The following is a 12301-nucleotide window of genomic DNA, read 5'->3' on the forward strand; positions in this document are numbered from 1 at the left end:
AGGCTCCGGTGGGGCGCGACACTGTCCGATCGTCGCCAAGTCCAGCGCGGGATCCCCTCTCCCACACGGGAGAGGGGAGGTATGCTTCACCTCTTGTCGTTCAGCAGCGAAGAGCGGTTGAGCCTACATGTTCATCGGCCACTTGGCGGGCGCCACCGCGGCGGATTCCGGGAAGACGGTGACGAACTTGTCGCCGATCCATTGCAGCAGCACCGGGTCGGCGTGGGTGTTCTGGCCGTCGGGGCCGAAGGCCACCTTGGTCCAGGGCATCACCGTGCGGGTGCCCGGGATGTCGGTGGCGGCGAGCGCGGCGCGGATCTTCTGTCCGTCGGTCGAGCCGGCGCGGTCGAGGGCGTCGGCGAGCACGATCAGCGCCATGAACTGGCGCGAGGAATTGTCGTTGAGGTCGCGGCCGGCCCGGGCCTTGTACATGCTGTTGACGGTCGCGACCATCGGGCGCTTGGCGGCGAGGTCGAGGGAGAAGCTGCCGCGGGAGATCAGCCCCTGGAGCTTGTCGCCGACCGCGTCGTAGGTGACCTTCTCGGAGAAGCCGGCGGCCTGCGCGATGATGCTCTTCGGCTTGTAGCCGAGCTCGGCCATGGTCTTGGTGAGCAGGATCGCGTCGGTGGTGTAGCTCGTCGGCAGCAATACGTCGGCGTTGGCCGTCTTGAGCTGCTGCACCTCGGCGGTCAGCGAGGGCGAGTTGCTCTTGTACTTCACGTCGGCGACGAGCTTGTAGCCGCGCTCGGCCGCCAGCTTGCGCTGCACGGTCGAGGAATCGACGCCGTAGATCGTGTCCTCGAAGAACAGCGCGACCGAGTCGATTTTCTGGCCCTGCTTGCGCTGGGCGTCGAGGAAGTCGAACATCGCGGTCGAGAACATCTCGTCGTGCGCGGCCGGGCGGAAGAAGTACTTCAGGCCCTTGCGGTGCAGGCTCGGCGAGGAGGAATCGGCGCAGACGAAGGGCACGCCGTAGCGCTCGGCGGTGGCGCTCACCGTGGCGGAGACCGCCGACTGGTAGCAGCCGACGAGGGCCGCGACCTTGTCCTGGGTGATGAGGCGCTCGGCCTCGGCGCGGCCCTTCTGGGGATCGGCCTGATGGTCGGCGAAGACCAGGCGGATCTTCGCGCCGCCCATGCCGGCGAGGCCGACGCCCTTGGCGCCCGGCAGGTCGAGGTCGTGGTCGTTGTTGATGAGGTCGAGCGCCGTCTCGATGGCGTGGCGGGCGTCCACGCCGACCTGCGCGCTCGCCCCCGACATGGCGTAGAGCACGCCAACCACCACTTCCGGCGCCGCCGCGCGGGCCGGGGCGCCCCTCAAGGACGCGAGCGAGAGGGCGCCGGCGCCCACCAAGAGTTCTCGACGACGAATCATGCGCTGGTCTCCAGGGGGCTTCGATATCCTCTAAGCCTCATTCCGCGTCCCTTGAACAGCCGGCACGACACAGATATCGAACCGGCTGTGGACACGATGCACGAACAAGACCCGAAGACGGACTCAAGATACTATCGAGACGAATGGACCGGGCACATCTTCAGAGAACGGCGAACTCGCTGTTGCGCCGGTCGGTGATCAGCATGCAGCCGGGGGCGTGGGTGATGGCGAAGGCCGGCCGCACGGCGGCGATCACCGATTGCGGGGTCACGCCGCAGGCCCAGAAGACCGGGATCTCGTCGTCGCGGATCTCGACCGGGTCGCCGTAATCGGGCGCCTGGATGTCGCGGATGCCGATCAGGTCCGGCCGGCCGAGATGCACCGGCGCGCCGTGGACGGAGGGGAAGCGCGTGGTGATCTGCACCGCGCGGATCGCCTGGGCGGGTGTGAGGGGGCGCATCGACACCACCATCGGCCCGGCGAAGCGGCCGGCCGGGGCGCAAGGGATGCTGGTGCGGTACATCGGCACCCGCACCCCCATCTCGACGTGGCGCAGCGGCAGGCCGTCCTCGGCCATCGCCGCCTCGAACGAGTAGGAGCAGCCGATCACGAAGGCCACGAGGTCGTCGCGCCACAGATCCGCGACGGAAGCGCGCTCCTCCACCACCACGCCGTCGCGCCAGACCCGGTAGCCGGGGATATCCGTGGCGATGTCGAGGTCGAGGCCGAGTTCCGGGATGCGGCGCTCGCCCTTCGCCGAGACCCCGATGATCGGGCACGGCTTCGGGTTGCGCTGGGCGAAGAGCAGGAACTCGTCGGCGAGGTCGGCGGGCAGGATTGCGAGGTTGCCCTGCACGTAGCCGTCGGCGATGCCCGCGGTGCAACCGGTGATGGCGCCACTGCGGCAGGCGAGCCGGGCCGCCTCGCCGCTCATCCGCGCCCGATCGAAGGGAAAGGTCATCACCGCTCCTCTGCTCAAGGATACGTCATGTTCACATCGTAGGCAGGTAAGCGCCAATCGTTATTTCGCATCGGTTTCGATAAGCGGGACTTATCGATAGGGGCGAGCCCGAGGATCACCGGCGCCAGTCCGGCGAGGCCGCGACCTCGCAGGCGAGCCGCGCGGCCGTCGCGGCGAGCCCGCCATCGGGCGCGTTGGCGTAGGTGGCGGTGAAATGGATGTCCGGCAGGGCCGGCGCCGGGGCGATGACCCGGAGCGAGCCCTCGTCGAGGTCCCGGCGCACCACCTCGGGCGGGATCACCCCGATGCCGATGCCCTCCCGCGCCATCCGGACGATGGTGGAGAGGGAGGCGTTGCTGTGCAGGCGCGGCGGCGGCAGGTTCGATTGCGCCAGCATCTCCCGGAGGGAGACGTAGGGGTTGGTGTTCTTCGGGTAGGTGATGAGCGGGTGCTTCAGCAGGCTCGCCAGGCTCGCCTCGCCGGGGCCGAGATCGAGCTGCGGCGCGGCGATCCAGGCCAGGGACACGCTGCACAGGGGCAGGTTGACCAGGCTCGGCATGGTGATCGGCCCGACCAGGAAGGCGAGGTCGAGGTCCCGGTTCAGGAGCGCGTCGCGCATGGTGGGCGAGATGTCGACCGCAATGTCGACGGTGACCCCCGGATAGGCCTCGTTCATCCGGGCGATGAAGCGCATCAGCCAAGTATGGACGATGGTCTCCGCGACGCCGAGGCGCAGCACGCCGCGCATCACGCCGGGCCCGGCCACCGCCTGCATCATCTCGGTGCGCAGGCGCAGGAAGCGCTCGGCGTAAGTCAGGAGGTCGCGGCCCTTCGCCGTCAGCACCACCGAGCGGGCGCGCCGCTCGAACAGCCGCACCCCGAACTCCTCCTCGAGCGCCGCGATGCGCTGCGACACCGCAGGCTGCGAGGTGTGCATCCGCTCCGCCGCCTTGCGGAAGCTGCACAGCGAGGCGGTCCAGTAGAAGATCTCGAGGCTTCTCAGTTCCGCCATGCACCGTCCCGGATCGCCTGCGGGACACCATGGAGCAAGGTTCGGACCACGCGCAATGCCGGCGGTGGGCCGGGCCGGATCAGTCGCGGGGGATCAGCGCGGCGACGCGGCGCATGGTGGAATCGCCCGCCGCCAGCCCCGCGGCGACGCCGGCGCGGTCCGCCGCACTGCGATTCTGGCTCATCTTGCGCTTGCCTTCGAGGCGGGTGATCGGCAGCCGCAGGCCGACGATGCCGCGCAGCTGCGCGGCGATGAACTCCGCCGGCGCATCCGCCACCGCCCAGGGGGCCGGCCGCGTGCCTTCCTGCCGCTCGGTGAGCCGGGTGACGACGGCGAGCAGGCGATCCGGGTCGTCGAAGAACTCCGCCGGCCCGTAGGCGTGCACCGCGACGTAGTTCCAGGTCGGGACCACCGTCCCGGTCTCGCGCTTCGTCGCGTACCAGGACGGCGTCACATAGGCATCGGGCCCGGAGAAGATCGCCAGGGTCTCGGCCAGGGCCGGCTCGCGCCATTGCGGGTTGGCCCGGGCGAGGTGGCCGTAGAGCACGCCCCGCTCGCCTTCCCCCGGCTCCAGCAGGAGCGGCAGCGGCGTGCACACCAGCCCGGCCGTCGTCGCGGTGACGAGGCTCGCCAGCGGGGCGGCGTGCATCGCCGCATGCATCGCGGCCTCATCGGTCTCGCGGAAGGCGGGCGGAATGTACATCGGGAGGCTCCGGAAGGCGGCCTCGACATGGCCGGTGCTGGTCCTACGCTGGACACTGGCCCATGCTGAACAGCCAGTTCGAACCGAAAGGACCAGGCCAGTTTGGACGCAAGCGCTCCCCGTCCCCTCCTCGTCAGCGCGCAGATCGGGGCCGACCTGAAGGCCCAGATCGCGCAAGGGGTCTATCCGCCGGGCGCGGCCCTGCCCTCGACCCGGGCGCTGGCGGTCGAGCTCGGGGTCTCGCGCACCACCGTGACGGCGGCCTACGACCAGCTCACCGCCGAGGGCTATATCGAGACGCGGCCGGGGGCCCGGGCGCGGGTCGCCGCCGGCCTGCGGGAGGCCGCGTCGCCGGTCGCGGCCGCTCCCGCGCCGGCGCATCGCCTCTCCGCCTTCGGGCAGCGCCTGCTCGCGGAGCCGGCGCCTCCGGCGGCGCCGGCGCCCGCGATCGATTTCCGCTACGGCGACCTCTCGGGCGACGACTTCCCGGTCCTGGCCTGGCGGCGGGCGCTCAACGCGGTCCTGCTGCGCCGGCCGGCCCGGCTCGGCTACGGCGATCCGCGCGGGCTGCCGGGCCTGCGCGCGGCGCTCCAGGCCTATCTCTGGCGCGCCCGGGGCCTCCGCTGCGGCCTCGACCAGATCGTCGTGGTCAACGGCTCGCAGCAGGGGATCGACCTCTGCGCCCGGCTCCTCGTCGATCCCGGCGACCGGGTGGTGATGGAGGATCCGGGCTACGGCGCGGCGCGAAGGGTCTTTGCCGCCGCCGGCGCCGCGATCGTGCCGGTCCCGGTCGATGCCGAGGGCCTGCAGACCGGGCGTCTCGCCGGGATCGGCCCGGCGCGGCTCGCCTACGTCACGCCCTCGCACCAGTTCCCCCTCGGCGGCGTCCTGCCCGCCGCCCGCCGGCAGGCGCTGCTGGCCTGGGCGGAGGCGTGCGGCGCGACGATCGTCGAGGACGATTACGACGGCGAGTACCGCTTCGACGCGCGGCCCGTGGAGGCGCTGCGGAGCCTCGACCGGACGGGCCGCGTCATCTATGCCGGCACGGTCTCCAAGACCCTCTCGCCGCAACTGCGCCTCGGCTACCTCGTGGTGCCGCCGGCCTTGGAGCACGCGTTTGCCGAGGCCAAGCGCCTCGCCGACCGGCAGGCGCCGGGGCTGGAGCAGGCCGCCCTCGCCCGGCTCCTCGGCGATGGCGGCTACGAGCGCCACCTGCGCCAGGCGCGGCGGCGCAATGCCGATCGGCGTGCCGCCCTGCTGGCCGCCCTGGCGGAGACGTTCGGCGCAGAGGTGCGCGTCGAGGGCGCGGCGGCCGGCCTGCACCTCGTCGCCTGGTTCGACGGCGTTCCGGCCGGTGCTGAGGCAGGGATGGCGGCGGCGGCACGGGCGGCGGGGATCGGCGTCTACCCGGTCGGCCCGCTCTATTTCGACGCGGCGGCGCGGCCGGACCGGGCCGGGCTGCTGTTGGGATTTGCCGGCAACGAGCCCGAGGCGATCCGGGCGGGCATCCGCCGCCTCGCCGCGGCGCTCGCGACCGTCAGATCCGCCAGCAGCTGACCGACCGCCATGCCCGCCCGCCGCCTCGTCTCGAACGGGTCTTGGATACTTCGCGGAGCATCGGGCAACGTCGAAACGCCGGAACACCGCTCGAATTCAATGCGACCGAGGGCACGTCTAAGCATTCGGCAAGGATTCCCGCCTAGCCCGTCAGCAGCGGCAGCAGGCCGGTGCATCGTTCCGGCTCCTCCCCGGGGGTACCCGTGCAGCAACCATCTCCGGCGCCGGTCGCGCCCCTCGGGCAGGCCGGCCGCGCGACAGCCGGGTGGCGGGACGTCAGGCTCGGACGCCGGCTCTGGGGCACCGCCCTCCTGCTGGCGGCGGGTCTGCTCACCCTCACGGCGATCGTCATCGCGCCCTCGATCACCGCCTATCGCGACAGCCAGAGCAACCTCGGGCGCATCAGCCGGCTGCGGCAGGTGCTTGAGGCCGCCAACCGCCTCTCGGCGGAGCGCGGGCCCGCGAATGTCATGATGTCGATCGCGCCCGGCAGCGACCCGGCGGCGCAGGCGCGGCTGGCCGCGTTCCGGGCCGGCAGCGACAGCGCCCTGGCGGCCCTGAGCGGAGCGGCGGCGGCGGACGAGCCCGGCCACACCCTTCCCTACCGCTTCCTCTCGGCGACGGCCGCCCGGCTCGACGAGGCGCGGCGGGACGTGGACCGGGTGGCCGCGCTCCCGGCGGCGGAGAGGCGCCTGGAGGACATCACCGGCGCGATCGGCCGGATGGTCGCCGCGGTGGACACGTTCCAGGACGTGGTCGCCTGGGAGATCCGCGAGATCGGCCGGGCCGACCCCGCCCTCGCCGGATCGGCCCTGATCGGCCACGCGGTGAGCGACCTGCGGGAATATGGCGGCCGGATCGGCTCCGCCATCATCCCGGCCGTTGCCGTGCACCGTCCCCTCGACACCCGCCAGTTCACCGACGCCACGCAGATCCGGGGCCGCATCCTGGAGCTGCTGCGGGTGCTGCGCGGCCAGGTGGCGTTCGGGCCCGGGCAGCCCCTGGAGGGGCTTTTTCGCGAGGTCGAGGCGACCTTCGCCGGGCAGGGGCTCGGCCTCATCGAGACGACGATCGCGGAGGGCCGCGCCTCCGGTCGCTACAGCCTCACCGCCGACGAGCTGACCCGCCGCTACGTGCCGACCCTGAAGCCGGTCGAGGCCCTGCGCGAACGCTACCTCGCCGGGATGGTCGCGGGCTTCGCCGCCGAGCGCGACGCGGTGCGCACGCGGCTCCTCCTGGTCGCCTGCGGCACCGTCGCGGTCCTCCTCCTGCTGGTCGCCCTGCTGCACTCCTTGCGCACCTCGGTGCTGCGCCCGCTGCTGATCGCGCGGGAGACCGCGATGGCGCTGGCCGAGGGCGGCGCGCCCGCCCCCCGCCCGGCGGCGGCCCTTCGCATCGTCGAGATCCGGCGGCTGTTCGACGCGCTCGCGGTGCTGGAGGAGCGGATGCGCGAGCGCGCGCGCCTGATGGAGACCCTGCGCCGGCAGGCCGAGACCGACGGCCTGACCGGCCTGAGCAATCGCCGGGGCCTCGCCCTGGCGATGGCGCGCGCCGCTCCCGTGGGGCCGGCCGCCGCCCTGATGATCGATCTCGACGGCTTCAAGAAGGTCAACGACACCCTGGGGCACGAGGCGGGCGACGACCTGATCCGGCAGGCCGGGGCGCGCCTCTGCGCCTGCATCGGGCAGGCCGGCCTCGTCGCCCGGATGGGCGGCGACGAGTTCGCGGTCCTGCTGCCCGGCTGCGACGAGGCCGCCGCGGTGACGGTCGCCGGGACGATCCTGCACGGCCTCTCCGAGCCGTTCCCGATCGACGGCCAGACCCTCCATCTCGGGGCGAGCATCGGCATCGCGCTCAGCCCCCTTCACGGTCCCCTGGCCGACGCGCTGCTCGCCAGCGCCGACATGGCGCTCTACGAGGCCAAGCGGGCTGGGCGGCATTGCCACCGCGTGTTCACGCCGGCCCTGCGCGAAGCCATCCTGTCCTGGACCGCGCGCCAGCAGGAATTCCCGCGCGCCCTCGCGGAAGGCGAGTTCACGCTGTTCTACCAGCCGCAGGTGCGCCTGCGCGACCGCCGGATCGTCGGCGCCGAGGCCCTGATCCGCTGGCGCCATCCCCGGCTCGGCCTGCTCGCCCCGGGCGCGTTCCTGGCCCCTCTCGAGGCGAGCCGCCTCGCCGGGCCGGTGGGCCGCTGGGTGCTGCGCGAGGCCTGCGCGCAGGCCGCAGCCTGGCGCCGGGCCGGGGCCGCGGACCTGCGCGTCAGCGTCAACCTGTTCGGGGCGCAGTTCCACTCGGTGAGCCTCGTCGACGAGGTCCGGGCGGCGCTCGCCGATTCCGGCCTGCCGGCCTCCGCCCTCGAGCTGGAGATCACCGAGACCATCATCCTGCAGCACGACGAGGCGCTGATCGCCCCGCTGCGGGCCCTGCGCGACCTCGGCATCGGGCTGGCCTTCGACGATTACGGCACCGGCTACGCCTCCTTGAGCCTGCTCAAGCGCTTCCCGCTCACGCGGCTGAAGATCGACCGCTCCTTCGTGCAGGGCATGGAGAGCCCGGTTCAGGACCGGACGAGCCAGGACCGGGCGAGCCAGGACCGGACGAGCCAGGACCGGGCGATCGTCCGGTCGGTGCTGACCCTCGGCCGCAGCTTCGGCCTCTCGGTGATCGCCGAGGGCGTCGAGACCGAGGCGGCGGCCGGACGGCTCCTGGCGAAGGGCTGCGAGGAGGCGCAGGGCTACCTGTTCGGCCGGCCGATGCCCGCGGAGGCGTTCGCGGCCCTGTGCCGGCCGGAGGAGCGCCGCACGGCGTGACCCGGGCCGGCCGACGCGGCGGGGCGCGACGCAGCCGCGTCAGCCGGCTCGGTTCCGTCCGCTCCGCCGGCGTGGTAGCGAGGCCGATCCTCGTCCTCGAACCTGCCCGCTCCCGCATGAACCCCATCTTCGCCGACCTGCCGACCACCGTGTTCGAGGTGATGTCGGCGCTCGCCCGGGAGACCGGCGCCGTGAATCTCGGCCAGGGCTTCCCGGACGATCCGGGCCCGGCCGACCTGCGCGCCAAGGCCGCCGAGGCGGTGGTGGAGGGCTGGAACCAGTACCCGCCGATGATGGGGCTGCCGGAGCTGCGCCGGGCGATCGCCGCGCACTACGCCCATTGGCAGGGCCTCGACCTCGATCCCGACTCCGAGGTGATGGTGACGTCCGGCGCCACCGAGGCGCTCGCCGGCGCCCTCATGGCCCTGATCGAGCCCGGCGACGAGGTGGTGCTGTTCGAGCCGATGTACGACGCCTACCTGCCGCTGGTGCGCCGGGCCGGCGGCGTGCCGCGCTTCGTCACCCTGACGCCGCCGCACTTCCGGATGACCGAAAGCGCCCTCGCCGCCGCCTTCTCGCCGCGCACGAAGGTCGTGCTGCTCAACAACCCGCTCAACCCGTCCGCCACGCTCTTCCCGGACGAGGACCTGGAGCTGCTGGCACGCTTCTGCCGGCAGCACGACGCCGTGGCGCTCTGCGACGAGGTCTGGGAGCACGTGGTGTTCGACGGCCGCCGCCACCGGCCGCTGATGGCGTTTCCGGGCATGCGCGAGCGCACGGTGAAGATCGGCTCGGCCGGCAAGATCTTTTCCCTCACCGGCTGGAAGGTCGGCTTCGTGATGGCGCCGCCCCACCTGATGCGGGGCCTCGCCAAGGCGCACCAGTTCCTCACCTTCACCACGCCGCCGAACCTCCAGGCGGCGGTGGCCTACGGCCTCGCGAAGGACGATTCCTATTACGAGGGCATGCGGGCCGACTTCGCCCGGGCCCGCGACCGGTTCGCCGGCGGCCTCGGCAGTCTCGGCTTCAGCGTCCTGCCGTCGGCCGGCACCTACTTCCTCAACATCGACATCGCGCCGCTCGGCGAGAGCGACGACGTCGCCTTCTGCGAGCGGCTGGTGCGGCACCATGGCGTCGCGGCAATCCCCGTCAGCGCCTTCTACGCCCACCAGCCGGTGCGCACCATCGTGCGGTTCTGCTTCGCCAAGCGCGACGACACCCTCGACCGGGCCCTCGAGCGCCTGCGCGGCCTCGCGCCGGGGCGCGCGGCCTGATGCGGGGCCTCCTTGTCGAGCCGGGAGGCCGGGGCCACATCTTGGAGCATGAGCACCACGCACACGCTCCGGAGCCCCGGGATGACCTCTTCGCAGACGGCCGGCCGCATCCCGCCCTTCGGGGCAGGTTCCTTCGGGGCAGGTTCCTTCGGCACAGGGTCCTTCGGCAACGGAGCCGAGTTCCAGGGCGGCAGCTCCGCGGGCGGCGGCTTCAAGGACGGCCGCTTCCCGCAGGACGATCCCTTCGGCTTGCGCGCCAAGGGCCCCAAGGCCCTGGAAGGCTCGACGCCCGAGCAGGTGATGGCGCGGCTCGACCTTCTCGCCCACCTCCTCGACACCGCGATCCTGCTGCCGGGCAACCGGCGCATCGGCCTCGATGCGATCGTCGGCCTGATCCCGGTGATCGGCGACGCGATCACCACGGCGATCTCGTCCTACATCGTCTGGGAGGCCCGCCGCCTCGGCGCGCCGCGCTGGCTGATCGCCCGCATGGCGGCGAACGTGGCGATCGACGGCGTGGTCGGCGCGGTGCCGCTGATCGGCGACCTGTTCGACGCCGCCTTCAAGGCCAACCGCCGCAACGTGCAGTTGCTGCGCCGGCACCTGGAGCGCAGCGGCGCGCTGAAGCCCAGCGTGATCGACGTCACGGCGACCCGCATCGACTGATCCCTGACGCACGGCTGGGGGACGCCGCATGAACCAGCGCCCTCCGGCCCCCGAGCCCGACGCCGTCCCGGTCACCTCGCCGGCGGCCGGCCCGGTGAGCCTGCCGCTGCCGGGCCCTGCCGGCACCGGGCGGCTGTCGCCGTTGAACCGTCGGCGGCTGGCGAACTTCAAGGCGAACCGGCGCGGCTACTGGTCGTTCGTGCTGTTCTGCCTGTTGTTCGTCACGAGCCTCTTCGCCGAGTTCATCGCCAACGACCGGCCGATCGTCGTCTCCTACAAGGGCGAGATCCTGTTCCCGATCGTCGTCGACTATCCGGAGGAAAAATTCGGCGGCTTCCTCGCCCGCACCGATTACCGCGACCCGGTGATCGCCAAGGAGATCGCGCAGAACGGCTGGGCCGTCTGGCCGCCGATCCGCTTCTCCTACAACACCCACAACCTCGACCTTCCGGTGCCTGCCCCCGCCCCGCCGACCTGGCTCCTCTCGGATGCCCAGTGCAGGACCATGGCGGAGAAGGCCGGCGGCACGACCTGCCGCGACATCGAGTGGAACTGGCTCGGCACCGACGACCAGGGCCGCGACGTGGTCGCGCGGCTCCTCTACGGCTTCCGCCTGTCGGTACTGTTCGGTCTCACCCTGGCGCTTGTCTCCTCGGTGATCGGGGTGCTGGCCGGCGCCGTGCAGGGCTATTTCGGCGGCTGGGTCGACCTCGTGTTCCAGCGGGTGATCGAGATCTGGACCGCGATCCCGTCGCTCTATCTGCTGATCATCATCTCGTCGATCATCACGCCGAGCTTCTTCGTGCTGCTCGGCATCCTGCTGCTGTTCTCGTGGGTGTCGCTGGTCGGCGTGGTGCGGGCGGAGTTCCTGCGCGCGCGCAACTTCGAATACGTGCGGGCGGCCCGCGCGCTCGGGCTCTCCAACGCCCGCATCATGTTCCGCCACCTGCTGCCCAACGCCATGGTGGCGACGCTGACCTTCCTGCCCTTCGTGCTGAACGGCTCGATCACCACGCTCACCTCCCTCGACTTCCTCGGCTTCGGCCTGCCCCCGGGCTCGCCGTCGCTGGGCGAGATGCTGGCGCAGGGCAAGGCCAACCTGCAGGCGCCGTGGCTGGGGCTGACGGGCTTCGCGGTGATCGCGGTGACGTTGAGCCTCCTGATCTTCGCCGGGGAGGCGGTGCGGGACGCGTTCGATCCGAGGAAGACGTTCCGGTAGGATGGCATCCGCGCCGGCCTGACTCACGGCGGTGTCCCCCACCCACGGCGTCATCCCGGGGCCGCGCAGCGGAACGCGGGCACGACGCCGAGGATGAGGGGACGAGGGAGAAGCGATACCTCTGCCCCCGTGGTGGTTACTTCGCCGGGTCGACCAGCGTCAGCTTCCCCGTGAACGGCTGGTCCTGCTTCGAGGTCGCCGTGCAGCCATAGGTGTACTCGCCCGGCGCGATGGTGCGCAGGCGGATCTCCCCCTTGCCGTTGGCCTTGATCAGGTAGGCGTCGTTGCTCGCCACGTGGACCACGTCGCCGTCATGGTGCAGCACGTTCTTGTTCTGGAAGATCTGCGGCGCCGTGATCGAGACCTGCGTGTTCGACTGGTTGGTCACGTGCAGGTCGACATTGGTCTGGGCCGGCAGGCGCAGCTCGGCGGGGGCGCAACGCGGCACGCCGTTCTCGGCGGTGATCGTCACCTCGACCGGCGGCATCGCGTCGGTCTTGGGCGGCGGCAGGTCGTTGGCGGCGCGGGCTCCGCCCGACAGGGCAACGGCGAGGAAGGCGGCGGCCGCGGCGGCGCGGGCGGGGAACGGCATCGGGGATTCCTCTCGGAGAGGGTGACGAGGTCGAGGCCAGAACGCCAGGTCGCGCCCGATGTTTCCTCCCCCGATCGGCCGTCGCCCGCGACCCGATGCCCCTCCGGCGGCCAGGCGAAGACAAATCTTCCCC

General features: G+C 72.0%; 10 protein-coding genes. 5 read left to right on the forward strand and 5 right to left on the reverse strand.

Translation table 11 applies throughout. The features are described 5' to 3' along the window. Positions 1-123 precede the first annotated feature (123 nt). From DA075_RS11605 to DA075_RS11620, 4 genes are all read right to left on the reverse strand, one after another. Positions 124-1374: an ABC transporter substrate-binding protein gene (locus DA075_RS11605; protein ID WP_099953357.1), complete on the reverse strand. Its 1251-nt coding sequence runs from the start codon at positions 1372-1374 to the stop codon at positions 124-126. A 160-nt stretch (positions 1375-1534) separates the two neighbouring features. Continuing rightward, positions 1535-2335, reverse strand: a complete 801-nt coding sequence (locus DA075_RS11610; protein WP_099953358.1) for a putative hydro-lyase — start codon at positions 2333-2335, stop codon at positions 1535-1537. A 115-nt stretch (positions 2336-2450) separates the two neighbouring features. Beyond that, complete coding sequence (locus tag DA075_RS11615) at positions 2451-3347, reverse strand: LysR family transcriptional regulator (RefSeq protein WP_099953359.1); 897 nt, start codon at positions 3345-3347, stop codon at positions 2451-2453. 79 nt (positions 3348-3426) lie between these two features. Continuing rightward, complete coding sequence (locus tag DA075_RS11620) at positions 3427-4050, reverse strand: FMN-binding negative transcriptional regulator (protein WP_099953360.1); 624 nt, start codon at positions 4048-4050, stop codon at positions 3427-3429. Positions 4051-4152: 102 nt separating this feature from the next. Between DA075_RS11620 and pdxR the strand changes: the two genes are divergently transcribed. The 5 genes from pdxR to DA075_RS11645 all read left to right on the forward strand — a co-directional run bounded on the left by pdxR (position 4153) and on the right by DA075_RS11645 (position 11576). Further along, on the forward strand, positions 4153-5607 hold the full coding sequence (pdxR, locus tag DA075_RS11625; RefSeq protein WP_099953361.1) for a MocR-like pyridoxine biosynthesis transcription factor PdxR: 1455 nt from the start codon (positions 4153-4155) through the stop codon (positions 5605-5607). Between the two features lie 203 nt (positions 5608-5810). Further along, entirely contained in the window at positions 5811-8417 is a 2607-nt protein-coding gene (locus DA075_RS11630; protein WP_099953362.1) for a putative bifunctional diguanylate cyclase/phosphodiesterase, read from the forward strand. 116 nt (positions 8418-8533) lie between these two features. Next, positions 8534-9691 carry an aminotransferase gene (locus DA075_RS11635; RefSeq protein WP_099956544.1) on the forward strand — a complete coding sequence of 386 codons (1158 nt, stop codon included), beginning with the start codon at positions 8534-8536 and terminating at the stop codon, positions 9689-9691. Positions 9692-9772: 81 nt separating this feature from the next. After that, positions 9773-10357, forward strand: coding sequence for a DUF4112 domain-containing protein (locus tag DA075_RS38375; RefSeq protein WP_338068011.1), 585 nt, complete (start codon positions 9773-9775; stop codon positions 10355-10357). Positions 10358-10385: 28 nt separating this feature from the next. After that, on the forward strand, positions 10386-11576 hold the full coding sequence (locus DA075_RS11645) for an ABC transporter permease (protein ID WP_099953363.1): 1191 nt from the start codon (positions 10386-10388) through the stop codon (positions 11574-11576). Between the two features lie 136 nt (positions 11577-11712). On the opposite strand, the gene DA075_RS11650 is transcribed toward DA075_RS11645, so the two are convergent. Beyond that, positions 11713-12168: a cupredoxin domain-containing protein gene (locus DA075_RS11650; RefSeq protein ID WP_099953364.1), complete on the reverse strand. Its 456-nt coding sequence runs from the start codon at positions 12166-12168 to the stop codon at positions 11713-11715. Positions 12169-12301: the final 133 nt, after the last annotated feature.

Source organism: Methylobacterium currus, from assembly GCF_003058325.1.
Lineage (GTDB): Bacteria > Pseudomonadota > Alphaproteobacteria > Rhizobiales > Beijerinckiaceae > Methylobacterium > Methylobacterium currus.